Raw genomic sequence first — 26,661 nt, 5'->3', positions numbered from 1 at the left:
ACCTGAACCGCCGTGTACGGAACCGTACGCACGGTGGTGTGAGAGGACGGCGGGTGTGAATCCGCCTCCTACTCGATTGATGCGACGGAGATAGCGGGATTCGTGCCAGTTTTACAAAGCATTGAAATATAAGGATTTTATTGTTTTTGAGCGCAATGCGAGGCGCTATTTTCTCTGAACAGAGACAAATGATTGGCCTGAGTGCGCTGTGTCGCTGGAAATCAGCCGGATTAGCGCTGTATAGCCTCTGTCTCTATAAAGAGACGGTGTTTCTCTTTATGGAGACAAGCGCTGCGCGCAAGGCCGGCGACGATCACAACCCCAGCGCAACCATTTTCTTGTACAGGGTCGAACGGCCAAGGCCCAGTTGCCTGGCGGCTTCTGGCACGTTGCCTGCGCACTGCGCTAACGTATCGGTCAGTAACTGCCGCTCGAAATCTTCGCAGGCCTGTTTGTAGGTTTTTCGTGGCGCTTGTTGCGCCAGCGGCGCCAAGGTGCCCAAGGCGGCCTGGATGTCGCTCGCGCCGAGTCGTGGATGATCGGCCAGCAAGGTCGCTCGCTCCAGTACGTTGCGCAGTTCACGTATGTTGCCCGGCCAGGCATGCCGGAGCAGCAGTGCCTGGGCCTCGCCATCCAGCTCATGCTGGCTACCCAGGTCTTCCAGAATCGCCTCGCTCAGGGCCGGCAGATCTTCCAGCCGTGCGCGCAGCGGTGGCACATTGATCGGCAAGACATTGAGCCGGTAATACAGGTCGGCACGGAAGCTGCCATTGGCCATGGCAGCCTCCAGGTTTGTCGACGTGGCCGCGATGATCCGTACGTCACTGCGCATCACCTGGTTGGAGCCAACGGGTTCGTACTCTTTCTCTTGCAGTACACGTAGCAACTTGCTCTGTAGCGGCAACGGCATGTCGCCAATTTCGTCGAGGAACAAGGTGCCGCCCTGGGCGATCTGCAGTTTGCCGGGGCGGCCCTTGCGGTCTGCACCGGTAAAGGCGCCTGGCGCCGTGCCGAAGAACTCGGCTTCCAGCAAGGCTTCCGGGATGGCCGCGCTGTTGATGCTGACAAACGCCTTGTGCGTACGCGGTGAGGCCGCGTGAATGGCATGGGCCAGGAGTTCCTTGCCGGTGCCGGTTTCGCCGAGCAGCAGCACCGGTGAGTCGCTGCCGGCACCGCGTCGGGCACGGCGTTTGATCTCGAGGGTTGCCGCGCTGGTGCCAATGAACTGGGCGAAGCTGTACTTGGCCTGGCGCGCCTGCAGCAGCGAGCGGGTAGAGGCCAGTTCCTGCTGCATGCTCGAATAGCGTTTGAGCAATGGCGAGAGGCTGCGCAGCTCATCAAACAAGGCGAAGCCAATGGCGCCGATCACGCCGCCTTTGGCATCCTGAATGGGCAGGCGCATCACCACCAGCGGTTCTTTGGGGGTGTCGAGCATGTCGAGCAGTATGGGGCGCCCGTTGCTGACCACTTCACGCATCAGGGTGCCGGGGATTACCGCTTCGCACGGTTGGCCGATGGCGCTGCTGGCATCCTCCAGGCCGAAGCGGCGGGCATAGCGCTCGTTCATCCAGACGATGCGTGCATCGCGGTCAACGATCACCGTGCCTTCGCTGGATTGCTCGATGATTTCGAACAGCGAGCGAATCGCCAGTAAGCGTACCCGCTGATAGTCCTTGAGGTTGTCGCTGTCGTGCATGAACCGCTCCTTGGGGCCGGGTCAGGAATTATGCACCGCTCAGGCCCGAGGATCGAAGGCTTCGCGCAACGCATCGCCAATGAATACCAACAGTGACAGGATCAGCGCCAGGGCGAAGAAGGCGGTGAAGCCCAGCCATGGTGCCTGCAGGTTCTGTTTGCCCTGGTTCACCAGTTCGCCCAGCGAGGCGCTGCCGGCAGGCATGCCAAAGCCAAGGAAGTCGAGGGCGGTAAGGGTCGAAATGGCCCCGGTGAGAATGAATGGCAGGTAGGTGAGGGTGGCACTCATGGCGTTGGGCAGGATATGCCGGAGGATCACCAGCCGATCAGGCAGGCCCATGGCCCGTGCCGCCAACACGTATTCCAGGTTGCGCCCACGGAGGAATTCGGCACGTACGACATCGACCAGGGCCAGCCAGGAGAACAGGGCCATGATCCCCAGCAACCACCAGAAGTTCGGTTCGACGAAACCAGAGAGAATGATCAGCAGGTACAGCACCGGCAAGCCTGACCAGACTTCCAGCAGGCGTTGACCGATCAGGTCGACCCAACCACCGTGATAGCCCTGCAGTGCGCCAGCGGCAACGCCAATCAGCGTACTGACGGCGGTCAGCGCCAGGGCAAAGAGGATCGATACTCGCGTGCCGTAGAGCACCCGCGCCAACACATCGCGGGCCTGGTCGTCGGTGCCTAGCCAGTTGTCTGTCGACGGCGGGCTGGGGGTAGGTTGCAGCAGGTCGTAGTTGGGGGTGTCGGCGCTGAAGGGGATCGGCGCAAAGAGCATCCAGCCACCCTGTTGTTCGATCAATTGGCGCACGTACTGGCTGCGGTAGTCGGGCTGAAAGGGCAACTGCCCGCCAAAATCCTGTTCGGTGTAGCGCTTGAGGGCCGGGAAATACAGGTCGCCTTTGTAGCCCAGCAGCAAGGGCTTGTCGTTGGCGATCAGCTCAGCACCCAGGCACAGGGTAAAAAGGCCGATGAACAGCCAGAGTGACCACCAGCCACGACGGTTGCGCCGAAAACGCTGGAAGCGCCGAAGGGCCAGCGGTGAGGGCTTGAACATCATGCTTTCCTCGTCGCGAAATCGATGCGCGGGTCGACCAGGGTGTAGCACAGGTCGCCCAGCAGGCGGATCAGCAGGCCGAACAGGGTGAAGATGAACAGCGAGCCAAATACCACCGGGTAATCCCGTGATACGGCGGCTTCGTAGCTCATGCGGCCCAGGCCATCGAGGGAGAAAATCACCTCGATCAACAGCGAACCGGCGAAAAATACCGTGATCAGTGCCTGCGGAATGCCGGCCACCACCAGCAGCATGGCGTTACGGAACACATGGCCATACAGCACTCGCCGCTGGCTCAGGCCCTTGGCCCGGGCGGTGAGTACATAGTGGCGGGTGATTTCGTTGAGAAAGGCGTTCTTGGTCAGCAGGGTCAAGGTGGCAAAGCCGCCGATCACCAAGGCGCCGACCGGCAATACCAGGTGCCAGAAGTAGTCGGCCACTTTGCCCAGCAGGCTCAGCTCGGCAAAGTTTTCCGAGACCAGGCCGCGTACCGGGAACCAGTTCAGTGAGGTGCCGCCGGCGAACAACACGATCAACAGCAGGGCGAAGAGAAAGGCCGGCAAGGCATAGCCAATCACGATCAATGTGCTGCTCCAGGCGTCAAAGGCACTGCCATGATGCACCGCCTTGCGAATGCCCAGGGGGATGGAAACCAGGTAGGTAATCAAGGTCGCCCAGAAGCCCAAGGACAGTGTGACCGGCATTTTCTCGAGGATCAGGTCGGTGACGTTTGCGCCGCGAAAGAAGCTCTTGCCGAAGTCGAGCCGGGCGTAGTTGCTCAGCATCAGCCAGAGCCGTTCGGGCGCCGATTTGTCGAAGCCATACTGGCGCTTGATGTCATCCAGTAGCTTGGGGTCCAGGCCACGGCTGGCCCGCGAGCCGCTGTGCAGGGTTTCGCTGCTGGAACCCGGGGCGCCAGCACCGATGCCCTGCAGGCGGGCGACAGCTTGTTCCACCGGGCCGCCAGGTGCCGCCTGGATGATGACGAAGTTCACCAGCAGGATGATCAGCAGGGTCGGCACGATCAGCAGCAGGCGTCGCAGGATATAGCCGGTCATGGGTTGCTCCCGGCCACGGTGCTCTTGCCAAGCCGTTCAGCCATCTGTGCGTTGGTCAGTGGTGTGGTGCTGATTTCCCACCAGGTGTCCAGTGCCTCGTCGTTGCTGGCCTGCACCTTCGGCTGGCCGAAACGGTTCCACCACACGGTAGAGGAGCCCGGTGGATAGTAGTTGGGAATCCAGTAGTGGTTCCATTGCAGCACCCGGTCCAGTGCATGCGCATGGCGTAGCATGTCCGCCTGGGTTGCGGCTTTTACCAGGCCGTCGATCAAACGGTCCACGGCCGGGTCGCGCAGCACCATGTAGTTGTTTGAACCTGGGTCGTCTGCGGCTGCCGAACCAAAGTAGTTGTACAGCTCAAGGCCTGGGGAGGGCGATACGGGGTAGCCGGTGACGATCATGTCGTAGTCGCGTTCCATCACGCGGTTGATGTACTGCGAGGCGTCGATACGGCGGATGTCCAGGGTAATGCCGATCTGTGCCAGGGTTCTCTTCCACGGCAGCAACAGGCGCTCAAAGCCGTTTTGGGCATTGAGGAAGGTGAAACTCAGGGGTTCGCCCTGGGCGTTGACCAAGTGGTCCCCTTGAGGTCGCCAGCCCGCCGCGCTCAGCAGCGCCAGGGCCTGGAGTTGCTGGGCGCGGATCAAGCCTGAACCATCGGTTTTCGGCGCCTCGAACACCTGGCTGAAGGCTTCATCGGGAATCTGCCCGCGCAACGGTTCGAGCAAGGCCAGCTCTTCTGCATCTGGCGGTTTCGTTGCCGCCAGTGCCGTGTTGGCAAAGTAGCTGTTCTGGCGGATGTACAGGTTCCGCATCATCTGCCGGTTGCTCCACTCGAAGTCCCAGAGCAGGGCCAATGCCTGACGTACGCGCCGGTCCTGGAACACGGGCCGTTGCAGGTTGAAGACAAACCCTTGGGCGCTTTGTGGTGCCTCTCGGGCCAGGTGTGCGCGCTGCAGGCGACCGTCGTCCAGTGCCGGGCCGTTGTAGCCCAAGGTGTAGCCGGTGGCAGAAAACTCGCGGTTGTAGTCGTAGCCGCCGCCGCGCAGCACCTGCCGTGCTACATCGGTATCGCCGAAGTACTCGATGCGGATCTGGTCGAAGTTGTAGCGTCCGCGATTGACCGGCAGGTCTTTGCCCCACCAGTCGCGATTGCGCTCGAAGGTGACGCTGCGGCCATTGTCGATGTGTGCAATACGGTAGGGGCCGCTGCCCAAAGGCGCTTCAAAACCGCCACCGGCTGCGAAGTCGCGGGTTTTCCACCAGTGTTCAGGCAGCACGGGCAGGGTTGCCAGGTCCAGCGGCAGGGTCCGGTTCTGATTGTTCTTGAAGAGGAAGCGCACCTGGCCTGGCTGCTCCACTTCGACCGCGGCAACATCGGCAAACTGTGTGCGGTACTTCAGGTTGCCCTCACGCATTAGCAGCGCGAAGGTGTACTTCACATCTTCAGCGCGAATCGGCGTTCCATCGGCAAAGCGCGCGCGCGGGTCGAGGTAGAAACGCAACCATAAGCCATCCGGGCCACGCTCCATGCGCTCTGCGACCAAACCATAGACGGTATAGGGCTCATCTTCGCTGCGCACCGCCAAGGGTGCGTACAGCCAGCCGTCTACCTGGCTGACGCCGATGCCCTTGTCGATGTAGGGCAACACATGGTCGAACTGGCCGATTTCCAGCGCCGAGCGGCGCATCGTCCCACCTTTCGGGGCATCGGGATTGGTGTAGGCGAAATGCTGGAAGCCGGCGGCGTAGCGGGGGGCTTCACCGTAGACGGTCAGTGCATGTGAAGGCGCTGCCAATGCGGCGATTGGCACCAAAAGCAGGGCGAGGACGTAGCAGAATGCTGACCGCATGGAAGGTAGGCCTGATCGTTTGGCGGTGTGTGTCTGTTCGTTCTGACAGTGTACGCAACGACGGCGGGGCAACGCACTGCGATCCTTCCAGGCCCAGTGCCAGGCGCACGACCCACAGGGGCCGTGCGCTGGATGCCGATGACGTTTAGTCCTGGCGGCTGGTGACTTCCAGCAGGTGGTAACCGAACTGGGTCTTCACCGGGCCTTGTACGGTATTGACCGGTGCGCTGAAGACCACGGTGTCGAACTCCTTGACCATCTGGCCAGGGCCGAAACTGCCCAGGTCGCCGCCTTGGCGGCTGGACGGGCAGGTGGAGTGCTTCTTCGCGATTTCAGCGAAGTCGGCACCGGCTTCGATTTCGGCTTTCAGTTCGTTGCACTTGGCTTCGCTGGCAACCAGGATGTGACGGGCAGTGGCTTTGGCCATGATACAGGGCTCCTTGGCGTTAAAATGGCGAGCCTACAGGATCGCGCCGGGTTTTTCCCGCGCATTCTCGCGCAGTGCGTCGGCGGCATTGGTGAGCAGCATCTCGGTGCTGTTCCAGCCCAGGCAGCCGTCGGTGATCGATACCCCATAGCGCAGTGGTTGCTTGCCCAGTGCCTGGCAGCCGTCGAACAAATGGCTCTCCAGCATGACCGCAACCAGCGCACGGTCACCCTGCAGGCGCTGCTCCAGCACCTCGTTGAACACCTGTGGTTGGCGGGCCGGGTCCTTGCCGCTGTTGGCATGGCTGCAGTCGACCATGATACGCGGCGCCAGGCCGACGCTTTCCAGCCCTTTGCGGGCCTGCTCAATGCTCTGGCGGTCGTAGTTGGGGCCCTTGTGACCACCGCGCAATACCAGATGGGTATCCGGATTGCCCAGGGTCTCGATGATCGCCGGGTGCCCTTGGGCATCGACGCCGAAATGACGATGGCCGTGAGCAGCGCTGCGAATGGCATCGCAGGCAATCCCGATACTGCCGTCGGTGCCATTCTTGAAGCCCACCGGCAGGGCCAGGCCACTGACCATCTCGCGGTGTACCTGTGACTCGGTCGTGCGGGCACCGATGGCGGCCCAGCTCAGCAGGTCGTCGAAGTAGCCTGCGGCCATGGGTTGCAACAACTCGGTGGCAATCGGCAAGCCCAGCGCAAGCATGTCCAGCATCAGGCGCCGTGACAGGTTCAAGCCGCCGTGCATGTCATCGCTGCCATCCAGGTGCGGATCATAGACCAGGCCTTTCCAGCCGACCGTGGTGCGTGGCTTTTCGATGTAGGCGCGCATCACCAGCAGCATCTGGTCATCGACGCGTTCGGCCAGATGGGCCAGGCGCTCGGCGTATTCCAGTGCAGATTGCGGGTCGTGGATGGAGCAGGGGCCGACGACGACCAACAGGCGTGGATCGCGGCCTTCGAGGATGGCTTTGACGGCTTGGCGGTGCTGCTCGACCTGTGCGCTGAGCGCATTGGATAGCGGCAGGTGCTGCTTGAGCATGTGGCTGCTGGGCAGGCGCTGGCTAACAGCGGTATTGGCGGCAACCTGAGGTTGCGGGTGAGTCAGGGGCAGAGCGAGGCTGGACGATTGCATATTCGGGAATCCTTGGCGAAGAGCGGGTTCTGGCCCGCGCAGCCGGCCCTATCGATGTGTTCGACAGTGGGCCGGATTAAGATCATCTGTGTCGTTGCCACCTGTGTTTGACCGATCGGCGGCGGCTGGCAGGCCCGAACGGAACTGGCTAAATCGCCACGCGATGCAACCTGGGTAACGGTAATAAGTGCTGTAGTTCATGTGCTGTTCCTCAATGTGTGTGGTGTACGACGCCCAAAAACAAAACCCCCGATCGGGGAGCCGACCGGGGGTTGAGTATTCTCTGTGCCTGGCGTCCCCTTGGAAGTGGGCGCCGGTGTAGGTATCAGCGGCGCCGTTGGCTAAACCAATACCCAAAATAAAAGCTGGCTGGAGCGCAAGTACCGCACTCGGCAATAGCCAGCAGCGGCTGCGCGAGGCGACCGGTGTGACGTGCTTGAGTGAGGGTGGTAAGTGACATGTCTGGCTCCAGTTGATGTCCCCGAGCTTACTGTAGGGCGGCCCGCTGATTCAATAGTCTTTTTGCATGAGTGCGATAAACCTGCCCGCTCAGCGTCGCAAGTAGGCGGTAAAGTCGATGTCACCGGCACTGAGAATCGCCTGCACCCGGTTATGCACGTTGAGCTTGCGCAGAATGGCCGAGACATGGGCCTTGACCGTGGTTTCGGCGATATCGAGGTTGTAGGCGATCTGCTTGTTCGACTCACCCTTGGTCATTCGTTCAAGCACCAGCAGTTGCTTGCGGGTCAGTGCCTGGAGCAGCTCCGGGGCAAACCCCTGAGGCTCGTTCTGGCTACGCCGGCTGGTGTTTTTCTGGGTGCGGATGATGTCAGGCGGCAGGTAGACATTGCCGTTCAGGATCTGCTCGATGGCTTCGGTCATTTGCGACCGTGGTGAGGATTTGGTGATGAAGCCCACCGCGCCATAGGTGATTGCCTGCAGGACCACTTGCTTGTCCTGTTCAGCCGAGACAATGACCACAGGTACCGTGGGGGCCTCGTTACGCAGGTTGATCAGCCCGCCGAGACCGTGCATGCCCGGCATGTTCAGATCAAGCAGGATCAAGTCGAGGTCATCGGCGTTCTGAGTGAGCGCCAGGGCGCTATCCAGGTCGGCGGTTTCCAGCACTTCACTGCCAGGGAAGCCGTCACTGATCACATTGTGGATGGCCTCGCGAAACAGCGGGTGGTCGTCGGCGATCAGAATCTTGTACATGGCTTTGCACCTTATTGTTGTGGTCATGCTCGCAGGCAGGAAACTCAGGGGAAGACTTCGGGTGTTGCAGCGCTCAGTGGCAGCCCGGCGGCCTCCCACGCGTCGATGCCGTCACGGTACCAGTACAACCGGGTGTAGCCCAGCCTGGCAGCACGTTTGACCGCGTTCCAGCTTAGCCAGCAATCAGAGCGGCAATAGAACACCAGTGGGCGTTGCCGGTCGCCAGCGCTCAGGCGGTGCAGGTGTTTCTGGAAGTAGGCCGCCCAGTCAGCGCTCAACTCGCCGTCTCCGGTGTTGGCCAGCCAATGGCTACCGGGCAGGTTGGCATGCGCTTCGCTATCGATGAACTGGCCATGCAACCAGGTGCGGCGGTAGACATCGATCAGCACAGGCCCCGGTGTTTCCCGCAGCAGGCTTTGCAACTGTTTGGTGTCGAGGGTTTGCGCCGGTTCGGCGTGGGCAGGGGTGGGGCTTCGATACAGGGCAATGCGGTAGCCATCGCTGGAAAACAGCGGCGTTTCGGCAAGCACCGGCACTGCCACGACGGCAGATAGCGTCAGGCAGACGAGGGCGGACATGGCACGCAACATGGTCGGCAGTCTCATTTTTGTTATGCCTTCATTACAGGCCAGTCGTGACGCTTTGTGAATGCGACCATCGACAGCTAAAGCAGTACCAAAGTATTAGATTGTGCGCGTTGTGGCAGCTCTAGCATGAAGGCCTGCGACGACCAACCCACTCACTGCCGGAGGCTGTATGGAGATCTTGCTGGTCGACGACCACCCGATGGTCCGCCTTGGCCTGGCACACACCTTGCGCGAGGCGTTGCCTGAGCTGCCGATTGCCGAGGCGGCCAGTGGTGAGGAGGCCCTGCAGCGGGTGCAGGAGCAACTGCCAGGGTTATTGATCATGGATTTCGACCTGCCCGGTATCAGCGGCCTGGAAACCACCCGGCGCCTGCGTCAGCGCGTACCGCAGTTGCGAATCCTGTTTTTCAGCGAACACACCGAATTGAGCCTGGTGCGACAAGCGCTTGATGCCGGCGCCTGCGGCTTCCTGTCCAAAGCCGTGCAACCTCAGATACTGGTGGAGGCGGTTCGTCGGGTGCTGTCCGGGCACGCCTACATCGAACAGTCCTTGGCGACCCAACTGGCCTGCCAGTCCCACCATATGCAGGCAGGCGACGCACGCCTTCGCGGCCTCACGCAGCGCGAGACGGAGATCTTCCTGATGCTGGCTAAAGGTACGCCGAGCCGGCTCATTGCCGAGCAGTTGTGTATCAGCGCCAAGACCGTTTCCAACTACCTGACCTTGCTCAAGAGCAAACTGCAGGTCAGCTCGCAGGCCGAGCTGGTGCACCTGGCGATTGACGCCGGCCTGCTGCGGATTGCCGCTTAGTCCCACGAAACCGGGCAGCCTTGGCAGGCCTCCATGTTGCTGTCCTGAAAATTCGCATAGTGCTGGCGACTACCGCGCAGGTCGGCCTGTTCCAGGTTGCTCTCACCCAGCTTGGCTTCTTGCAGGTTGGCATCGACCAGGCTGGCGCCCCTGAGGTCGGCTTTACTCAGCCAGGTCATTTCCAGGTCCGCAGCTTGCAGGTTGGCCTTGTGCAGCTTGGCACCGGAGAGTCGACCAAACTCCAGGTAGGCTGCGCTGAGGTTGGCATCGTTGAAATTGGCACCCTGAGCAAAGACCCCCCAGGCTTGCGCCGCTATCAGGTTGGCGCCGCTCAGGTCAGCCAGGCGCAGGTTGCTTTGTTGCAGGCTGGCGCGGGTCAGGTTGGCGCCTTGCAGGTTGGCTTTTTCCAGGTTGGCCAGGTCGAGGCGGGCGTGCCGCAGGTTGGCCCCGCGCAGATCCGCGCCCGCCAGGTTCATCTTGCGCAGGTCCTGATTGCTCAGGTCGGCATTGCGCAGGTCTGCATCGGGGCACTGGCTTTCGGGCTGGATGACGCAGCCGTTGATCGTCAACGGCGTGTCGTCGCCGGTGTCGCTACTGGCGGCGAAGACGGGGCTCATGGCCACGACGAGCAGCAGTGGAAGGTACTTCATGGGAGTCTCCTGGGGCAGTGAGAGGGCTATCGCTGGCAAGCCGGCAGCTACAAACGCTTTGCGCTAGCTGCCGACATTGCTGGCGATGGGCGCCAGAGGCGCCCCTGAGGTTCACATCAACGCTGAGCGGTCTTGGTGTCCCAGGCCGGGATCTTGAACACCCAGAACGAACCACCCTGTGCCACCGGCTTGGTCAGCTCTGCCATGTCGCCACCCCAGAGCGGCACCGCGCCGCCATAGCCGACGGTTACGCCGATGTACTGCTCACCGTCTTGCTCCCAGGTAATGGGCGGCGAAACGATGCCGCTACCGGTCTGGAATTTCCACAGCTCTTCACCGGTCTTGGCGTTGAAGGCCTTGAAGAAACCGTCACCGGTACCGGTAAACACCAGGTTGCCCTTGGTGGCCAGCACACCGGCCCAGAGCGGCAGGCGCTCTTTGTGTTCCCAGACCATCTTGCCGGTGGTCGGATCCATGGCTCGCAGCGAGCCGACGTGGTCTTCGTACATGCGCTTGATACGGAAGCCCATGCCAAGGTACGCCGAGCCTTTCTTGTAGTTGACCTCTTCGGTCCAGTATTCCTCTTTCCACTGGTTGGACGGCACGTAGAACAACCCGGTGTCCTGGCTGTAGGCCATTGGGTTCCAGTTCTTGCCACCCAGGAACGGCGGCGAGACTTCGACCGGCTTGCCCTTCGTCTGCCCTGGCTCAGGCTTGGCTGGACGCTGCCCCGGGTTTTCGACCGGGCGACCGGTCTTGAGGTCGATATGGCTGGCCCAGGTGATGTTGTCGGCGAACGGGAAGGCGTTCTTCAGCTTGCCGTTGGTGCGGTCAACCACGTAGAAGAAACCGTTACGGTCGGCGTGGGCGGTGGCCTTGTACTGCTTGCCATCCTTGTCCTTGTAGTCAAACAGCACCAGTTCGTTGTTGCCGGAGAAGTCCCAGGCGTCGTTCGGGGTGTGCTGGTAGAACCATTTCACTTCGCCGGTGGTGGCGTCGACGCCTACCTGGCCGGAGGTGTAGAGGCTGTCGTAGTCGTGTGGGTTGCCGTCTTTGGCGGTACGTGCCCAGGTGTTCCACGGGCCAGGGTTGCCGGCACCGACGATGACGGTGTTGGTTTCGGGATCGAAACTGGCGCTCTGCCATGGGGCGCCGCCGCCATGGCTCCAGGCTTCGACCTTGCCGGTTTCGGTGGTGGGGTCGTTCGGCCAGGACGGCGCCTTGACGTCACCGGTCGGGGTGCTGTCCTTGCCGTTCAGGCGGCCCATATGGCCTTCAACGAACGGACGCATCCAGACTTCTTCACCGGTGTCCGGGTCGCGGGCGAACAGTTGGCCGACCACGCCAAATTCATCGCCAGAGCTGCCGTGAATCATCAGGACCTTGCCGCTTTTCTGGTCTTTGACGAAGGTCGGCGCACCGGTCATGGTGTAACCGGCGCTGTGGTCGCCGAACTTCTTGTTCCAGACGACCTTGCCGGTGTCCTTGTTCAGTGCGATGACCCGGGCGTCGAGGGTGCCGAAGTAGATCTTGTCGCCGTAGATGGCGGCGCCACGGTTGACCACGTCGCAGCACGGACGGATGTTGTCGGGCAGGCGGTGGTTGTAGGTCCACAGACGCTTGCCGGTCTTGGCGTCGAGGGCGAATACCCGCGAGTATGAGCCGGTCACATAGATCACACCGTCGTTGACGATGGCCTGGGATTCCTGGCCCCGCTGCTTCTCATCGCCAAACGAATAGGACCAGGCGGGGGTCAGCTTGAACACGTTCTTGTCGTTGACCTGAGCCAGCGGGCTCCAGCGCTGAGCGTTGGTGCCCATGCCGTACTGCAATACGTTTTCGGTGGTCGTGTGGTCGTTGGCGATGTCTTCCCAGCTCACGGGCTTGGCATGGGCGGCCGGGGCCAGGGCAAGGCTGCCGACCAGCAGGACGGTCTGCACGGCGATGGACAGTGGCGAAAGCGCGGCGGGTAACGATCTTATTGTCATGGTGAGTGTTCCCAATGGAGGTTTTGGCCTGCATAGACTGGAACGCTGCTGCGCTGCGTGATACGGAAAAACTCCCGCCTGCCCCGGGAAAACTTCCCACCCCGGATATGATTTGGCACTGCCCCACAAGCCCTACTACCAAGGGAGTAAGGCGCGACCACCAAAGCAGCATGGGGGCACCTCTGCGGCCTTCCTAAGATGCCCGGCAGAACCTTTCAGTCGAGAGGTTTTCGCGTGCATCGTGCAGAGAAGTCGAGGGCAGAACAATGAAAACAGTAAAGAAAGCCTGGTTGAGCCTGATTGTGACGGGCAGCCTGTTGAGTGCGGGCGCAGTCTTCGCCCATGGCAACGTCGTTCCCCAGGCGGTCAAGACCGACGGTCTGGAGCAACTGGGCAGCGAATGGCGCACGGAAAACCCTTATCGCAACACCGAACAACAGGAAAAGGCGGTTTCGATCGGCGCGTCTGCCTATAACCAGAACTGCGCCGCCTGCCACGGTCTGGAGGCCAAATCCGGTGGTATTGCACCGGACCTGCGCATGCTCGATGCCGGCGTGAACGGTGATGAATGGTTTGTTGAGCGCGTGCGCAACGGCGCGGTGCGCGACGGTCGTGTGTACATGCCGAAAATGGCAGATTACCTGAGCCAGGAAGCGCTTTGGGCGGTACGCAGCTACCTGGACAGCGTGCACGTCGAGGAGTGAGCCATGAGCCGCGGGCCGTTGCTGCTGGCGCTGCTGATGCTCGGTATGCCTGTGCAGGCCATTGAGCCAGGGCCGGACCCGGTACCGTCGGTGATGTGGGAGTTCTACCGTAAACAGTGGATCAAGGACGACCCCTATCTTTTTGATGCGCGGGTGCGTGTGATTGCCCCGCCATTTGCCGAGGACGCCCGCCAGGTGCCGCTGCAAATCGATGCGCGTGACGTGCCGGGTAAGGTTACGCGCATTATTGCCTGGGCAGAGCTCAACCCCTTGCCGACAATCGTCGACTTTAAACCGGGGCCTCATGTGTTGCCTTGGCTGGCGATCCGTATCCGTATTGAGCAGGCCACGGCCTTGCGCGCAGCCGTGCAGACCGAAGACGGTGTCTGGCATGTCGGCTCGACCCTGATCGATGCGGCGGGTGGCGGCTGTACGGCGCCCAGCGTGGTGCGCAGCCAACCTGACTGGGAGCAGCGCCTGGGCCAGGTACTGGGTGGCCGCTACCCGCGAGAGGGGTTCAGTCGCCTGCGCGTGCACGTTGCGCACCCCATGGACAATGGCCTGGTGGCGGGCACACCGGAGTTTTTCATCGAGCAGGCTGAACTGTTCGATGTCGCCGGCCACTCGTTGGCGACCCTGGTGTTGTACCCGGCGGTGAGTGAGAACCCCAGCCTTTCTTTCGATCTGCGCGATACCGGCCCGGTACGGCTACGCTTGCGCGACAACAACGGCAATCAATTCGATGCTGCCCTGGAGTGAGACCCACCCATGCGCTTGATAGTGCTATTGCTGGCTGCGTTCAGCCTGCCGAGCCTTGCCGATCTGGACTACCGGCTGATGCCGCGCCAGATCGCCACCGACACCTGGATGCTGGAGGGCAGCACCGAAAACTTCTCTCGCAGCAATGGTGCAAACATCGTCAACAGCGCGTTTATTGTCACAGAAGCCGGCGTCGTGGTGATCGACACGGGGCCGTCGCTGCGTTACGGCCAGGCCTTGCGCCAAGCCATCGCCCGTGTGACCGACAAGCCGGTCGTGCAGGTGCTGTTGACCCACCATCACCCCGACCATGCGCTGGGTAACCAGGCGTTTGCCGATGTGCCTGTCGGGGCCCTGGCCGGGACGGGGGTGCGGCTCAAGGAGCAGGGCGACGCCCTGGCCGAAAACATGTACCGGCTGGTGGGTGACTGGATGCGCGGCACTCAGGTGCGCTTGCCAGACCAGGTGCTTGAGCCCGGCCTGCAGGTGTTTGGCAGCCACCCTTTGCGTCTGTTGGCGCTCAGCGGCCACAGCGGTGCGGACCTTGCAGTATTCGATGAAAAGACCGGGGTGCTGTTCGCCGGTGATCTGTTGTTCTATCAACGCGCGCTGACCACACCGCATAGTCCGGGGCTGGACGTCTGGCTGCAGGACTTGCAGCAGTTGAAAGGCTTGCCCTGGACGCTGCTGGTACCTGGCCACGGTCCGCTGGCCAATGACTCGGCGCCCTTTGAACAGATGGTGGATTACCTGGGATGGCTCGATGGGCTGCTGCACGACAGCGCCCTGCAAGGGCTTGAGATGAACGAGGTATTGGCAACGCCGATCCCTGAGCGCTTTGCCGGGATCAGCCTGACCCAGTATGAGCTGACCCGAACCGTCAGCCATCTGTATCCGCAGTATGAACGTGACGTGTTGCGCCGGGTGGATCGCTGAGGTTTGGCCGCTATTACGCTGCGCTTGTAGCGCTGGCAAGCCAGCCTCTCACAGCAGAGGCTGGCTTTTGTAGCGGTCAGAGCGGGTAGTGCTTCAATTCCCGCGCAATCAGCATCCGCTGGATTTCGCTGGAGCCTTCATAGATCTGGGTAATCCGCGCATCGCGGTAGTAACGCTCAACCGGGTAGTCTTCCAGGTAGCCATAGCCGCCATGCACCTGAATCGCCTTGGAACATACTCGCTCGGCCATTTCCGAGGCGAACAGCTTGGCCTGGGAGGCTTCCGACAGGCACGGCAAGCCAGCGCTGCGCAGGCGCGCGGCGTGCAGGATAAGCAAGCGTGCAGCGTTGATCTGCAACTGCATGTCGGCCAGCAGGTTGGCGATGCTCTGGTGTTCGTTGATCGGCTTGCCGAACTGGATACGGTCGCGGGAGTAGGTCAGGGCCGCTTCAAACGCAGCGCGGGCGATGCCCAATGCCTGGGCAGCAATGCCGATACGCCCGCCTTCAAGGTTGGACAGCGCGATGGCCAGGCCTTTGCCGCGCTCGCCCAGCAGGTTGGCTGCAGGAATACGGCAGTTGTTCAATGTCACGGCGCAGGTGTCGGAGGCACGGATACCCATCTTGTGCTCGCTGCGATCGACGACAAAGCCTTCGTTGTCGGTAGGCACCAGGAAGGCTGAGAGGCCTTTCTTGCCCAACTCTGGATCGGTCACGGCAAAGACAATCGCCAGGCCAGCGCGGCGGGCATTGCTGACGAACTGCTTGGCACCGTTGATGACCCAGTGATCGCCTTGCAGCTCGGCACGGGTACGCAGGTTGTGGGCTTCCGAGCCGGCTTGTGGTTCGGTGAGGCAGAAGCAGCCGATGACCTTGCCCGTGGCCAGTGGCTCAAGCCAGGTCTGTTGTTGCTCGGCGCTGCCATAGGCCAGCAGCGGGCCGCAGCCGACCGAGTTGTGAATACTCATCAACGCGCCTGTGGCGCCGTCACCCACGGAAATCTCTTCAACCGCCAGGGCGTAGGCGACGTAGTCGGTGTAGCTGCCGCCCCATTGTTCCGGCACGACCATGCCGAGCAGGCCGAGTTCGCCCATCTTCGCGACCACACCATCGTCGATCCAGCCGGCTTTTTCCCAGGCTTGGGCGTGGGGGGCAATTTCGCCTCGGGCGAAGTCGCGCGCCATGTCGCGGATCATGATCTGTTCTTCAGTCAGTTCCAGGTCTTGCATGTGCGTACTCCGGCCCTCAGAGGCCTTCGAAGAATTGGTCGACGCGTTTGGATTCCAGTGCCGCCAGGGTCGGCGGGTTCCAGCGCGGTTGTTTGTCCTTGTCGATGATCAGCGCACGTACGCCTTCGATCAGGTCGCCGTGCTCGAACCATTGCCGGTCCAGATGCAGTTCCATTTTGAAGCAGTCTTCAAGGCTTAGCGTGCGACCCCGACGAAGCATCTGCAAGGTGACCGCCATGGCCAGCGGTGAGCGACTCTCGAGGATCTCTACGGTTTTCAAGGCCCACTCGCGGCTATCGGCGACGCTCACGCTGCGCAGTTGCTCGATGATGCTCGGCAGGTCGGGCTGGGCGAAGAAGTGGTCGATGGCAGGGCGCAGGCCTGCCATTGGCGGATTGTCCAGCGCCTGTGTGCCGAGCTTGGCCAGTACGCCTTGCAGGTCCTTGAGTGGGTTGGCACTCCAGTTCAGCTTGTCCAGGCGCTCGTCCAGCACGGCCAGCTGGTTGCTCTCGACGTACCAGTCGGCCAGCCCGCAATAGAGTGCATCGGCGGCCTGAACCTGCACGCCGCTGACCCCCAGGTAAATGCCCAGCTCGCCGGGGATGCGCGAGAGGAAGTAGCTGCCGCCGACATCCGGGAAGTAGCCGATGGCGGTTTCCGGCATGGCCAGGCGGCTGCGTTCGGTGACGATACGCAACTCGGCGCCTTGCGCCAGGCCCATGCCGCCGCCCAGTGTGAAACCGTCCATCAAGGCGAGGATCGGTTTGCGGTAATGGTGGATCGCCAGGTCAAGGGCATATTCCTCGACGAAGAAGTCCTTGTGCAGGCTGTCACCGGCTTTGTAGCTGTCGTAGAGCGAGCGGATGTCACCACCGGCGCAGAAGCCCTTCGGGCCTTCTCCACGCAGGACGACAGCACGTACCTGAGGATCGCTGCTCCAGGCCTTGAGGTGCTGGTGCAGGCTGCGCACCATTTCCAGTGTGATGGCATTGAGGCCGGCGGTGCGGTTGAGCGTCAGGTAACCGATATGGTTGCGGACCTCCGCCAGTACTTGGGTCGTGTCGACAGAGACCGGAGGGTGGGCTTGCGCGGTCATCGCTATCTCCCTGCTTTGTTATTGATTTTCCACATGAATTGTCACGCTGTGGATGAGCCTTCAAGGATTGCCGGATCGTAGCAGTGCAAATTTGCCGAATACAATCCGCAAAACTGCAGTCCTAATCTGCATTTTTGCATGGCGAACCACGCCTTATGCCTACAGTACTGGCACTTTAGCGTTGTGGCACCGCCGTACGCGGTACTAGTGCCCTTGGCCCACCGCCTGTCACGCCGGGCCAAAGCAGCAGCACTTTGCCTCCAATGCAGTGTAGGGCAGCCAGCGCAGGCTTCCGATAATCGCCTCCGACACCTGTCCCCCTGCTTGCGGAGAGCGCCATGCACAACAATAACAACGCCAATGCCCGTTTCCTGCCCTTGCTCGCCAGCGTCGCAGCCCTGGGCCTTAGCCCCTTGGCCGAGGCCGAAATCATGCTGTACGACAAGGACCAGACCACCTTCGCTACCGACGGCTACATCAACGCCTTCTACGTCAACAGCGATGTCGACCGTGCGGGTGAGCAGTACGATCGGCGCCAGTCACGGGTGAAGATGGGCTTTCTGCCCAACTACCTGGGTTTCAACATGACCCGTCAGGTCGATGACCTGAAGCTGGGCGGGCGTGCTTCGTTCTGGGTGACCATCAACGACAGTGAGACCAACGGCACTGACACGGCCATCGACGTCCGGCAGTTCTACGGTACCGTGGCCAACCCCGAGTGGGGCGAAGTGCTGATCGGCAAGGACTTCGGTCTGTTTGCCCGCTCCAACATCCTGCTCGACGAGTTGCTTGCCGGTTATGGCCAGGTCAGCGACACCCTGGGGCTGGTGGACGGTGGCGGGGTATCGTTCGGCAACATCGGCAGTGGCTATCCATACCCGTTCCCGACCTCGCAGATTACCTACCGCACGCCGCTGATGGACGGGCTGCGCGTGGCGGTGGGGATCATGGACCCGGTTGATACCAACGATGACAGCGATGTGGGCAAGGCCTATCAGGAAGCCCCGCGTACCGAGAGCGAGATTACCTATCAGTTCGACCTTGGTGGCGCGCAGATCTACAGTTGGCTCAACGGCTCCTACCAGACTTCGGAGAACACCGACAGTACGGTCGATACGGTGACCTCCAAAGGGCTCGGCTACGGTGTGCAGGCCAAAATGGGCAGCTTTTCGCTGACCGGCTCCGGCTTTACCGCCAAAGGGATCAATCCGTTTTTTACCAACAATGCCGGGGAAGCGACGCTGCGCGAGGTGGACAGCAAGGGTTACCTGATGCAGGGCTCGTACCGGTTCGGCAAGAACCGCGTGGCATTGTCCTATGGCAAGACCAACGACGATGGCAACGGTGCGGTCAATACCGGGGCGGATTACGAGACCCGAGGTGTCGCCTTGTTTCATGACATCAACGACAACCTCAAGCTGGTGGCCGAGTACAACCAGTTCGAGATCACCGGGCATGAGGGCGATGCCCAGAACGAAGACACCGATACCTTCGCGGTGGGGGCCGTGCTGACCTGGTGAGCTCCCATGCCTCTGGTTTCTGACAGGGCCTGCGCCTGACACCCACGGCACTACAACCAACGACACGCCAACCCAGTACCCAAGTAGCATTCGGCCTGTGCTGCACCGCTCGTACACTGCCGCCATGAGCTATCGCCCCACCCAGGAGGCCGTTATGCAGCAGTTTCAGGCCGAAGGTGTCATCAGCGCCATGTCACGGGCCGCAGCCGCCGACGAGGTGGCGCAGGACCTGGCTCGGCAACTGCTGCACCCGCATTTGGGGTTTGTGCTGTTTTTCTGCTCGGCCGAGTACGACCTGCCAGCCTTGGCCCAGGCGTTGGGGCAAAGCTTTGGCGGGATCCGTCTGGCCGGTTGTACCAGCGCCGGGGAGATCACCCCTGACGGCTACGGTCGCGGGTGTGTCACGGCGCTGGGTTTCGATCATCGGCAGTTTTCCATTGCCGCCGAACTGGTCGATCACATGCAGCATTTCAGCCTGATCGATGCTCAACACATGGTTGAGCGTCTGGTCAGTGGTTGTCGGGGCAACACCCTGGCGCCGATCAAGGGCCACAGCTTCGCCCTGACCTTGCTTGATGGCTTGTCCAGTCGTGAAGAAATGTTCCTCGCTGCCCTCAGTGCGGCACTGGGGGATATCCCGCATTTCGGTGGTTCGGCCGGCGACGACAACTACTTGCACCACACCCATGTCTATTTTGACGGCGCCTTCCACACGGGCGCGGCGGTGGTGCTGCTGGTCAATACCTGGCTGGATTTCGAGGTGTTCACCACCCATCACATCCAGCCACGTACAGAGAAGCTGGTTGTCACCCGGGCTGACCGCAACCTGCGCCGTGTGTATGAGCTCAATGCCGAACCTGCGGCATTGGAATATGCACAACTGATCGGTGTGCCGGTCGAGGCGATCAATCATCGGACCTTTGCTGCGCACCCGCTGGCCGTTCGGCTCAACGAGCGCTTCTACGTACGGGCCATTCAACAGGTTCACGATGACTTGAGCCTGAGTTTCTACTGCGCGGTGGAGAACGGCATCGTGCTCACCGCCATGCACCCCGGGCCGCTGATACCCAACCTGGAGCAGTTGTTCGAAGGGCTGCAGCAGCGCCTGGGGCCGCTGCTGTTGACCATCGGTTGCGACTGCTTCCTGCGTCGCCTGGAGCTTGAAGGCAGCGATGACTTTGTCGCCGTCAGTACATTCCTGCGCGAACGCCGAGTGCTTGGCTTCAACTCCTATGGAGAACAGTTCAATGGCATGCACATCAACCAGACCTTCACCGGTGTTGCCATTGGACGGCCCCGAGATTTGCGCAGCGGAGCAAATTGCCCAGCTCCAGCGGGCCAATCAAAAACTGGCCAGGATCAATGCGGCGCTGATTGAACGCCTGGAGTCGGGGGCTGCGCGTCCTGACGATTCCTACGCGGCATTCCAGCACTCGGTCGTCCTGGCCGAGCAGGTGCGCGAGCGTACCGATGCGTTGAACCAGGCAATGGCTGAACTCAAGGCCAGCAATCATTTGCTCAGCGACGCCCGATTGCGCGCCGAGACGGCCCATCAGCATCTGGTCGATGCGATTGAGAGCATCTCGGACGCGTTCGTGTTGTTCGATCAGGACCTGCGTATCGTGTTGTTCAATAGCCGGTTCAAGGCCTTTTGGGCCGGTAGCCGGATCCGCATCATCAGTGGCATGCGCCTGGCTGAGGTCAAGCGCCTGATGCACAGCACCGGCCTGTTCGCCGAGGCGTTGCGCGGCTCGGCTGAAGAACACGCGGTGTACCGCCTGCATAACGGGCGCTGGCTGCAGGTCAGCGAGCGCCCGACCCGTGACGGTGGGCGGGTGATGCTGTTCACCGATATCACCGAGGTCAAACTCAGTGAAACCCAGCGCCGTGAACAGGCGCTCGCACAGAAAACGCGGCTGTTGCAACGGGCCGTCGACAACCTCTCCCAAGGGGTGGCGATGGTCAGTGCCGACGGTGTTCTCGAATTGTGGAATCGACGCTTTCTCGAACTCAGCGGGCTGGCACCGATTGCCGCCCATCGCGACTTCGCCGAAGTGATCGGCGACAGCGAATTGGCCTTGCTGACCCCCTCCAGTCGCGATGCCAATGGCCGCGCCATCCGTGAGCTGGAGCAGCGCCTGTACGATGGGCGCATGTTGGAGATACGTACTCATCCATTGCCCGCAGGTGGGTTCGTCAACACCTTCACCGACATTACCGAGCGTTACCAGCATGCTGAAGCACTGAGCGAAAGCGAGCGCTGGATTCGCCTGATTACCGACCACGTACCGGCGCTCATTGCCTACCTCAATGCCGATCTGGTCTACGAGTTCACCAACAAGGTGTACGAGCAGTGGTATTGCTGGCCACGCGGCCTGATGCTTGGCCAGAGCCTGCGCGAGGCGCACAGCCCCGAGCACTGCCAGCGCCTGGAAAGCTACGTTGAGCGCGCGCTGGCGGGGGAGAGCGTGACCTTTGAGATGGCTGAAACCAACGTCAACGGCCAGGAACGCTACATGCTGCGCTCCTATGTCCCTAATCAGTTGGCCAGTGGTGAAGTGGTTGGTATCTTCGTACTGATTCGCGACATCACTGAGCGTCGGCGTACTGCAGAGGCCTTGCACCAGGCCTATCAACACCTCGAAGTGCGGGTGCGCGAACGCACCGCTGAGCTCACAAGCCTCAATCAGCAGCTGTTGCGCGAGATCGAGGAACGACGCACGGCCGAGGCGCGGCTGCGGGAGGCCAAGCAGGATGCCGATCGGGCCAACCTGTCCAAGACCAAGTTCCTCGCTGCCGTCAGCCATGACCTGCTGCAGCCGCTCAATGCCGCGCGATTGTTTACCAGCGCGTTGCAGGAGCAGCCCAGCAGCAGCCCGGCGCTGGTGCGCAATGTCAGCAACTCGCTGGATGATGTGGAGAACCTGCTCGGTACCCTGGTTGATATTTCCAAGCTCGATGCCGGGGTGATCAAGGCCGATGTCGCGCCTTTCGCGCTGAGTGACCTGCTCGATAACCTTGCGGCGGAATATGCCCACATTGCCGACACTGAAGGTTTACGGTTGGATTACGTACCGTGCAGCCTGAAAGTGCGCAGTGACATCCAGCTGTTGGCGCGCATCCTGCGCAACCTGCTCAGCAACGCCATCCGCTATACCCCCCGAGGCCGTGTGTTGCTGGGCTGTCGTCGGCGCGGTAAGCGGTTGTTGATTGAGGTTTGGGATACCGGTATCGGTATTGCTGCCGACAAGCGCGGAGAGATCTTCCAGGAGTTCAAGCGCGGTGATGTTCAGCGCCCGGATCAGGATCGCGGTTTGGGGCTGGGGTTGGCCATCGTGGAAAAAATCGCCGGCATTCTTGGGCACCGGATCGCGGTACGCTCGACCCCGGGCAAAGGCTCTGTGTTCTCCATTGAAGTGCCGCGCAGCAAGCGCGGGCCTCGCAGTCGCATCGTAGCGCCACCGCTGGAGCCGTTTGTGGAACGCCTGCAGGGCGCGCGCATCTGGGTGTTGGACAATGACGCGGCGATCTGCGCGGGGATGCGCACCTTGCTTGAACAATGGGGGTGCGAAGTGGTGACCGCGCTGAGCGAAGCAGACCTGGCTCGCCAAGTGGCCACCGACCATGCCGGTGCCGACCTGTTGATTGCCGATTACCACCTGGATAACGACCGCAATGGTGTTGACGCCGTGGCGGCGATCAACGCCCGGCGGGCGACACCCTTGCCCGCCTTGATGATCACCGCCAACTACAGCAACGAACTCAAGCAGCAAGTGCGGGCCTTGGGGCACAGCTTGCTGAACAAACCGGTGCGGCCGATGAAGCTCAAGGCTGCCATCAGCCACCTTCTGGGCCCGGTACTTAGCGCGGCAGACGTCCGCTGACGAAGTGGCTGACATCGTTGTAGCCATGGGTTGAGGCATGGCCCGGGGTCACCAGCGCGTCGATGAAGGCTTCGTCTTCGGCGTTGATCTCGACCGACAGGGCGCCGCTGTAGGTGTCCCATTGGGCCTCGGTGCGCGGGCCAACGATGGCTGAACTGATCAGTCGATTGTTGAGCACCCAGGCAATGGCGAACTCGACCATGCCAACGCCTTTGGTTTCGGTGTAGGCGTGGATCTTCTGGGCGATTTCCAGCGACTCGGCTCGCCATTCCGTTTCCAGGATACGTTTGTCCTGGCGTCCGGCCCGGCTGTTGGCGTCAGGGGTGGCATTGGGCGCGTACTTGCCGCTGAGGACGCCACGGGCCAGTGGGCTGAAGGGGACGATGCCCAAGCCATGATGGGCGGCGGCGGTGAACTGCTCAGGTTCGGCCTGACGGTTGACGATGTTGTACAACGGCTGACTGACCACGGGTTTTGCAACACCCATGCGCTCGGCCAGGTTGACGATCTCGGCAATGCGCCAGCCGCGAAAATTCGACACACCCCAATGGCGGATCTTGCCCTGGCGCAGCAGGTCGCCGATGGCGGATACGGTGACCTCCAGCGGGGTGCCATGGTCTTCGCGGTGCAGGTAGTAGATGTCCAGATAGTCTGTGCCCAGGCGTGTCAGGCTGGCTTCGATGGCATTGAAAATATGCTTGCGGCTCAGCCCGCTGCGGTTGGGAACGCCATCCACGGGGCCGAAGCCCACCTTGGAGGCCAGCACCCAATCCTGACGATGGCGGGCGATGGCTTCGCCGACAATTTCTTCGGAGCGGCCGCCGTTGTAGACGTCAGCGGTATCGATGAAGTTGATGCCCTGGTCCCAGGCCTTGTCGATGATACGCAGCGAGTCTTCGGCGCTGGTCTGTTCGCCGAACATCATGCTGCCCAGGGTCAGCGCGGACACTTGCAGGCCGCTTTGGCCCAATGGACGGTAGATCATGATTGAAACCCCCTGTGCGTTTTGGATCCCATCTGTTTTACACAGATCTGTGAGGGATTAAAAGCATTGCTTGCAGGCCCCAGAAAGACACGTCGTGTGCGGCAGATGACGCAGTTCGGCGTGTTGATCATCGTCCTGTCGAATTGCAAATCCTTCTACGCCGGTTCGACCTCGGCCTCTATTGTTTGAAAGCCCCGCAGATCAACGTCTGCGGGGCTTTTCGTTGCGGGCCGGAGAACCGATAGTTCCAAAGCTATCTCATTGTGAGGGCTCCATCCAAAGGCGGGTGGCGGCCGTAAGCCTTATCCATTGGAAACCATGCGGCACATCCACCTGCTGCAAGACGGGTTTTCGCTGAGCACCCCGGCCATGGTAGAAGCGACAGGTTCTCGGCCTCTTGTGTCGTGTGCTCCATATCGCCTATGAACGCAGGGTATATTGATTTTTATAATTTGTATTCATGAGGCTCCATAAGTCATGCGTATTGATTTTTCTATTTTTGGTTTGTATTTGGCCATTATTGGTTCATCGATGTTTTATGCGTTGTTCGTTGTGTGGGGCGTGACGGCAATAGTTCCGATTGAGGGTCATTACTATTGGGGTGTTGTTGGAGTTGTTTTTCTTATTATTGCTGCCTGCAGCTTACGTTTTTATGTTCCAAGGTTGCGTAATCTGTGGTAGTTAACGGCCCTGTTTTTCGCATGCTGGTGCATAACTCAACGAATTCATCCTGAAGACTGTACGTCATTTGTCCTGCATGTTGGCGGCATAACTCCACCAAAAAGCAAGGCTTTATATGAACCGTCATGTTCGGCCGTTACCTGCGTCTACCCGGAAAGGTCGACCTGAACTCCGCTCTCGGGAATAGCTCCCGCTGCCCCTCTGGCAACAGCGACTACACTGGCGAAAACACCATCTGCGGTGGTCGTCTGTGTCGAGGGGGCTGAGAGCGTATGCGTAGTCGGGCGCTGGTAGGGATACTTTTGTGGTGCTGCTGGCTGATGCCAGCCTTGGGTGTTGCCGCCGACGCGCCAACAGAGCCACCGCCCAGCGCTGAGTTGAAGATCGCCAACCGCACGATTACGGTCTTTCGGGCATCGTTGCTTGGCGAAGTGCCGGAACTGCGGGTGAAGCACGCCACGGCAGTAATCAATGAGGCACTCGACAGCGCAGACTCGCTTGAGGTCAGCGTTGATCCGATGTTGAACAGCTATCTGGTGCTGATAGGGCCCAGGCGGGCTTTCATCATCTCTCCCAAGGACGTTGATGAACTGCAGTTCGAGTCGGTGATGCAAGCGGCACAGGGTGCTGCGGAGAATTTGCGTCTGGTCGTTGCTGAAACCCGGGAAGCGCGAAGTGTGCAGCAAATGCTCCGGGCTGCGCTGGCCTCTGCGCTGGCCTCTCTGCTGCTGTTTGGTCTGTTGTGGTTGATCTTTTTCATTCGCCGCAGGTTGCTTGCGGTACTGCCGGCATTGATGAAACGGCATGCGCTGTCGTTGAAGATTGGCCAGATGCCGCTGATCGACGCCAGTTACCTGTACCCCTTGATTAGCCGTGTCTTGTGGTTCGTGCGTTGGGTGCTGGTGGTGTTGCTCACGTACCAGTGGTTGGGCTTTGTGCTTTCACGCTTTCCGTATACGCGCCCTTGGGGTGAGAGCCTGAACAACTACTTGCTCAGCGTTGCCCAGTCATTGTTCGAGAGCATGATCGACGCTGTGCCTCGGCTGGGTGTTGTGCTGGCGATTTTCCTCATTGCTCGGGGCTTCAGTGGCTTTAGCAAAAGCGTGCTGCGGCGTATCGCCATGGCGGGTGTTTTCGGTTGGCTCAACGAAGAAACCCTGCAACCCACCACGCGCCTGACCTCGCTGGCCATCTGGCTGTTTGCTCTGGCAATGGCCTACCCGTACCTGCCGGGCGCTCATACGGAAGCCTTCAAGGGCCTGTCGGTACTGATCGGCCTGATGATCTCGCTGGGCGCCAGCAGTGTGGTCGGGCAGGCGGCGGCCGGGTTGATACTGACCTACACGCGTACATTGCGCCCAGGCGAGTTTGTGCGTATCGGTGAGCATGAAGGCACCGTGACGGAGCTTGGGATGTTTACGACTCGCATTCGTACCGGGCTTGGAGAAGTGCTGACCCTGCCCAATTCGATGATCACCAATGCGGTGACCAAGAATTACTCGCGCACCGTGCAAGGAGCTGGTTATGTCGTCGACACCACTGTCACCATTGGCTACGACACGCCTTGGCGGCAGGTGGAAGCGATGTTGTTGGAAGCTGCTCGGCGTACCACGGGCGTACTCGAACAGCCTCCACCGCAGGTGTTCCAGACGGCGCTGTCGGACTTCTACCCCGAGTACCGGTTAGTGGCGCAAGCCATTCCGAGCCAACCCCGTCCGCGTGCGGAGTTGTTGACCCTGCTGCATGCCAATATCCAGGACGTGTTCAATGAGTACGGCGTGCAGATCATGTCGCCGCACTATCTGGGCGACCCGCCCGAGGCGAAGTGGGTGCCCAGAGACAAATGGTACAGTCCGCCCGCCGATCCGGACGGTGATCACCGGGCACCTTAGGCTCGCTGCTTCAGGGGGCGACTTGCGCTGTGGGTGCCAGGTAGATCAACCGACTAGGGCAGGGCTCAGAGACCGTCTTTGTCCAGGTTATCCAGGTTGATCGGATCCCCTGGCTTGATACCCAGTTTGTCGCGAATATCCTTGAACATCGCGTCGTATTCGCTGTGATTGCGCATGATTGGGCTGGCATTGGGTGGTACGCCATTTTTGACCGCATGCTTGGCAATCAGGCTGGCAAAGTTGTGCGCGGTATCTCGGTGCATGTCGAACTCTTCGGAAAAAGCACGACCATTGACCTCCCCGGACATCGTGAAGTGCATCAGCATGCCTTCTTGGGGAACCTGACGGACCTCATAGAACACCTCAATGTCGAACGTTGGAACGCCAGGGATATTCGGGTTGTTAGGGAAGGTCTGAAGTACCCACCGATTTTTGAGGCCCTCGCTGCTTGAGGTTCAAAAAATCCAAGTCGGCCGAAAAACAGACCCT

At 60.9% G+C, this 26,661-nt stretch carries 22 protein-coding genes and 2 pseudogenes; 10 read left to right on the top strand and 14 right to left on the bottom strand.

Going from position 1 to position 26,661, the window contains the following annotated elements; all coding sequences use genetic code 11:
- Window positions 1-313: 313 nt before the first annotated feature.
- From CYD26_RS23310 to CYD26_RS23275, 8 genes are all read right to left on the bottom strand, one after another.
- Window positions 314-1,696, bottom strand: a complete 1,383-nt coding sequence (locus CYD26_RS23310) for a sigma-54-dependent Fis family transcriptional regulator (RefSeq protein WP_102053790.1) — start codon at window positions 1,694-1,696, stop codon at window positions 314-316.
- Window positions 1,697-1,735: 39 nt separating this feature from the next.
- The gene (locus CYD26_RS23305) at window positions 1,736-2,758 is read right to left on the bottom strand and encodes an ABC transporter permease (RefSeq protein WP_102053789.1); all 1,023 of its coding nucleotides are present in this window, start codon (window positions 2,756-2,758) and stop codon (window positions 1,736-1,738) included.
- Window positions 2,758-3,816, bottom strand: a complete 1,059-nt coding sequence (locus tag CYD26_RS23300) for a microcin C ABC transporter permease YejB (RefSeq protein WP_102053788.1) — start codon at window positions 3,814-3,816, stop codon at window positions 2,758-2,760. The genes CYD26_RS23305 and CYD26_RS23300 overlap by 1 nt, the downstream gene beginning before the upstream one ends.
- Entirely contained in the window at window positions 3,813-5,669 is a 1,857-nt protein-coding gene (locus CYD26_RS23295) for an extracellular solute-binding protein (protein ID WP_102053787.1), read from the bottom strand. The genes CYD26_RS23300 and CYD26_RS23295 overlap by 4 nt, the downstream gene beginning before the upstream one ends.
- 145 nt (window positions 5,670-5,814) lie before the next feature.
- Window positions 5,815-6,096, bottom strand: a complete 282-nt coding sequence (locus CYD26_RS23290; RefSeq protein ID WP_065758339.1) for a peptidylprolyl isomerase — start codon at window positions 6,094-6,096, stop codon at window positions 5,815-5,817.
- A gap of 33 nt (window positions 6,097-6,129) precedes the next feature.
- Window positions 6,130-7,236 (bottom strand): 3-deoxy-7-phosphoheptulonate synthase, encoded by a 1,107-nt coding sequence (locus tag CYD26_RS23285; protein ID WP_102053786.1) that lies wholly within the window; start codon window positions 7,234-7,236, stop codon window positions 6,130-6,132.
- A 549-nt stretch (window positions 7,237-7,785) separates the two neighbouring features.
- Window positions 7,786-8,451: a response regulator transcription factor gene (locus tag CYD26_RS23280; RefSeq protein WP_099774927.1), complete on the bottom strand. Its 666-nt coding sequence runs from the start codon at window positions 8,449-8,451 to the stop codon at window positions 7,786-7,788.
- A gap of 44 nt (window positions 8,452-8,495) precedes the next feature.
- Window positions 8,496-9,041 carry a PQQ-dependent catabolism-associated CXXCW motif protein gene (locus tag CYD26_RS23275; protein ID WP_102053785.1) on the bottom strand — a complete coding sequence of 182 codons (546 nt, stop codon included), beginning with the start codon at window positions 9,039-9,041 and terminating at the stop codon, window positions 8,496-8,498.
- A gap of 166 nt (window positions 9,042-9,207) precedes the next feature.
- Here CYD26_RS23275 and CYD26_RS23270 point away from each other — a divergent pair, with 166 nt between their 5' ends.
- On the top strand, window positions 9,208-9,849 hold the full coding sequence (locus CYD26_RS23270) for a response regulator transcription factor (protein ID WP_099774923.1): 642 nt from the start codon (window positions 9,208-9,210) through the stop codon (window positions 9,847-9,849).
- Here CYD26_RS23270 and CYD26_RS23265 read toward each other — a convergent pair.
- Complete coding sequence (locus CYD26_RS23265; RefSeq protein ID WP_099774921.1) at window positions 9,846-10,499, bottom strand: pentapeptide repeat-containing protein; 654 nt, start codon at window positions 10,497-10,499, stop codon at window positions 9,846-9,848. The genes CYD26_RS23270 and CYD26_RS23265 overlap by 4 nt on opposite strands.
- A 116-nt stretch (window positions 10,500-10,615) precedes the next feature.
- Window positions 10,616-12,487 carry a quinoprotein ethanol dehydrogenase gene (gene exaA, locus CYD26_RS23260; protein ID WP_065758345.1) on the bottom strand — a complete coding sequence of 624 codons (1,872 nt, stop codon included), beginning with the start codon at window positions 12,485-12,487 and terminating at the stop codon, window positions 10,616-10,618.
- A 266-nt stretch (window positions 12,488-12,753) separates the two neighbouring features.
- Between exaA and pedF the strand changes: the two genes are divergently transcribed.
- Genes pedF through CYD26_RS23245 form a run of 3 tightly spaced genes read left to right on the top strand, consistent with a single transcriptional unit; the run spans window position 12,754 to window position 14,886 of the window.
- Window positions 12,754-13,191, top strand: a complete 438-nt coding sequence (gene pedF / locus CYD26_RS23255) for a cytochrome c-550 PedF (protein WP_099774919.1) — start codon at window positions 12,754-12,756, stop codon at window positions 13,189-13,191.
- A 3-nt stretch (window positions 13,192-13,194) separates the two neighbouring features.
- The gene (locus CYD26_RS23250; protein WP_102053784.1) at window positions 13,195-13,950 is read left to right on the top strand and encodes a quinoprotein dehydrogenase-associated SoxYZ-like carrier; all 756 of its coding nucleotides are present in this window, start codon (window positions 13,195-13,197) and stop codon (window positions 13,948-13,950) included.
- Window positions 13,951-13,959: 9 nt separating this feature from the next.
- Window positions 13,960-14,886 carry a quinoprotein relay system zinc metallohydrolase 1 gene (locus CYD26_RS23245; protein WP_102053783.1) on the top strand — a complete coding sequence of 309 codons (927 nt, stop codon included), beginning with the start codon at window positions 13,960-13,962 and terminating at the stop codon, window positions 14,884-14,886.
- A 76-nt stretch (window positions 14,887-14,962) separates the two neighbouring features.
- Here the strand turns inward: CYD26_RS23245 and CYD26_RS23240 are convergent, their stop codons facing one another.
- Window positions 14,963-16,114, bottom strand: a complete 1,152-nt coding sequence (locus tag CYD26_RS23240; RefSeq protein WP_065758349.1) for an acyl-CoA dehydrogenase family protein — start codon at window positions 16,112-16,114, stop codon at window positions 14,963-14,965.
- Window positions 16,115-16,130: 16 nt separating this feature from the next.
- On the bottom strand, window positions 16,131-17,210 hold the full coding sequence (locus tag CYD26_RS23235) for an enoyl-CoA hydratase/isomerase family protein (protein ID WP_102053782.1): 1,080 nt from the start codon (window positions 17,208-17,210) through the stop codon (window positions 16,131-16,133).
- Window positions 17,211-17,548: 338 nt separating this feature from the next.
- Here CYD26_RS23235 and CYD26_RS23230 point away from each other — a divergent pair, with 338 nt between their 5' ends.
- The 3 genes and pseudogenes from CYD26_RS23230 to nahK all read left to right on the top strand — a co-directional run bounded on the left by CYD26_RS23230 (window position 17,549) and on the right by nahK (window position 22,614).
- Window positions 17,549-18,730: a porin gene (locus CYD26_RS23230; protein WP_099774913.1), complete on the top strand. Its 1,182-nt coding sequence runs from the start codon at window positions 17,549-17,551 to the stop codon at window positions 18,728-18,730.
- Between the two features lie 154 nt (window positions 18,731-18,884).
- A pseudogene (gene nosP, locus CYD26_RS23225) lies at window positions 18,885-20,030 on the top strand (nitric oxide-sensing protein NosP); the annotation flags it as partial.
- On the top strand, window positions 19,978-22,614 hold the full coding sequence (gene nahK / locus CYD26_RS23220; RefSeq protein ID WP_102053781.1) for a hybrid sensor histidine kinase/response regulator NahK/ErcS': 2,637 nt from the start codon (window positions 19,978-19,980) through the stop codon (window positions 22,612-22,614). The pseudogene nosP and the gene nahK, both read left to right, overlap by 53 nt.
- Here nahK and CYD26_RS23215 read toward each other — a convergent pair.
- Window positions 22,592-23,599: an aldo/keto reductase gene (locus CYD26_RS23215; RefSeq protein WP_065758353.1), complete on the bottom strand. Its 1,008-nt coding sequence runs from the start codon at window positions 23,597-23,599 to the stop codon at window positions 22,592-22,594. The two genes, nahK and CYD26_RS23215, sit on opposite strands and share 23 nt — an antisense overlap.
- A gap of 273 nt (window positions 23,600-23,872) precedes the next feature.
- Between CYD26_RS23215 and CYD26_RS23210 the strand changes: the two are divergent.
- The 3 genes and pseudogenes from CYD26_RS23210 to CYD26_RS23205 form a co-directional block, all read left to right on the top strand.
- Window positions 23,873-23,980: pseudogene (locus CYD26_RS23210) on the top strand (IS5/IS1182 family transposase); the annotation flags it as partial.
- 96 nt (window positions 23,981-24,076) lie between these two features.
- A complete protein-coding gene (locus tag CYD26_RS25050) occupies window positions 24,077-24,280 on the top strand; it encodes a hypothetical protein (RefSeq protein ID WP_145991817.1) in 204 nt (67 codons plus the stop codon).
- A gap of 272 nt (window positions 24,281-24,552) precedes the next feature.
- Window positions 24,553-26,172: a mechanosensitive ion channel family protein gene (locus CYD26_RS23205; protein WP_102053780.1), complete on the top strand. Its 1,620-nt coding sequence runs from the start codon at window positions 24,553-24,555 to the stop codon at window positions 26,170-26,172.
- A 65-nt stretch (window positions 26,173-26,237) separates the two neighbouring features.
- Here CYD26_RS23205 and CYD26_RS23200 read toward each other — a convergent pair whose 3' ends face one another.
- Window positions 26,238-26,564: a DUF5064 family protein gene (locus CYD26_RS23200; RefSeq protein WP_102053779.1), complete on the bottom strand. Its 327-nt coding sequence runs from the start codon at window positions 26,562-26,564 to the stop codon at window positions 26,238-26,240.
- Window positions 26,565-26,661: the final 97 nt, after the last annotated feature.

Source organism: Pseudomonas sp. FFUP_PS_473, from assembly GCF_002858665.1.
GTDB classification, from domain to species: Bacteria; Pseudomonadota; Gammaproteobacteria; order Pseudomonadales; family Pseudomonadaceae; genus Aquipseudomonas; species Aquipseudomonas defluvii.
The sequence above is the reverse complement of the archived record's forward strand: the minus strand, read 5'-3'. Positions and strand labels throughout refer to the sequence as shown.

Excerpts from the sequence above, each read along its gene's own strand:
- CYD26_RS23310 (WP_102053790.1), bottom strand. The coding sequence starts at position 1,696 with ATGCACGACAGCGACAACCTCAAGGACTATCAGCGGGTACGCTTACTG.
- CYD26_RS23305 (WP_102053789.1), bottom strand. The coding sequence starts at position 2,758 with ATGTTCAAGCCCTCACCGCTGGCCCTTCGGCGCTTCCAGCGTTTTCGG.
- CYD26_RS23300 (WP_102053788.1), bottom strand. The coding sequence starts at position 3,816 with ATGACCGGCTATATCCTGCGACGCCTGCTGCTGATCGTGCCGACCCTG.
- CYD26_RS23295 (WP_102053787.1), bottom strand. The coding sequence starts at position 5,669 with ATGCGGTCAGCATTCTGCTACGTCCTCGCCCTGCTTTTGGTGCCAATC.
- CYD26_RS23290 (WP_065758339.1), bottom strand. The coding sequence starts at position 6,096 with ATGGCCAAAGCCACTGCCCGTCACATCCTGGTTGCCAGCGAAGCCAAG.
- CYD26_RS23285 (WP_102053786.1), bottom strand. The coding sequence starts at position 7,236 with ATGCAATCGTCCAGCCTCGCTCTGCCCCTGACTCACCCGCAACCTCAG.
- CYD26_RS23280 (WP_099774927.1), bottom strand. The coding sequence starts at position 8,451 with ATGTACAAGATTCTGATCGCCGACGACCACCCGCTGTTTCGCGAGGCC.
- CYD26_RS23275 (WP_102053785.1), bottom strand. The coding sequence starts at position 9,041 with ATGTTGCGTGCCATGTCCGCCCTCGTCTGCCTGACGCTATCTGCCGTC.
- CYD26_RS23270 (WP_099774923.1), top strand. The coding sequence starts at position 9,208 with ATGGAGATCTTGCTGGTCGACGACCACCCGATGGTCCGCCTTGGCCTG.
- CYD26_RS23265 (WP_099774921.1), bottom strand. The coding sequence starts at position 10,499 with ATGAAGTACCTTCCACTGCTGCTCGTCGTGGCCATGAGCCCCGTCTTC.
- exaA (WP_065758345.1), bottom strand. The coding sequence starts at position 12,487 with ATGACAATAAGATCGTTACCCGCCGCGCTTTCGCCACTGTCCATCGCC.
- pedF (WP_099774919.1), top strand. The coding sequence starts at position 12,754 with ATGAAAACAGTAAAGAAAGCCTGGTTGAGCCTGATTGTGACGGGCAGC.
- CYD26_RS23250 (WP_102053784.1), top strand. The coding sequence starts at position 13,195 with ATGAGCCGCGGGCCGTTGCTGCTGGCGCTGCTGATGCTCGGTATGCCT.
- CYD26_RS23245 (WP_102053783.1), top strand. The coding sequence starts at position 13,960 with ATGCGCTTGATAGTGCTATTGCTGGCTGCGTTCAGCCTGCCGAGCCTT.
- CYD26_RS23240 (WP_065758349.1), bottom strand. The coding sequence starts at position 16,114 with ATGCAAGACCTGGAACTGACTGAAGAACAGATCATGATCCGCGACATG.
- CYD26_RS23235 (WP_102053782.1), bottom strand. The coding sequence starts at position 17,210 with ATGACCGCGCAAGCCCACCCTCCGGTCTCTGTCGACACGACCCAAGTA.
- CYD26_RS23230 (WP_099774913.1), top strand. The coding sequence starts at position 17,549 with ATGCACAACAATAACAACGCCAATGCCCGTTTCCTGCCCTTGCTCGCC.
- nahK (WP_102053781.1), top strand. The coding sequence starts at position 19,978 with ATGGCATGCACATCAACCAGACCTTCACCGGTGTTGCCATTGGACGGC.
- CYD26_RS23215 (WP_065758353.1), bottom strand. The coding sequence starts at position 23,599 with ATGATCTACCGTCCATTGGGCCAAAGCGGCCTGCAAGTGTCCGCGCTG.
- CYD26_RS25050 (WP_145991817.1), top strand. The coding sequence starts at position 24,077 with ATGCGTATTGATTTTTCTATTTTTGGTTTGTATTTGGCCATTATTGGT.
- CYD26_RS23205 (WP_102053780.1), top strand. The coding sequence starts at position 24,553 with ATGCGTAGTCGGGCGCTGGTAGGGATACTTTTGTGGTGCTGCTGGCTG.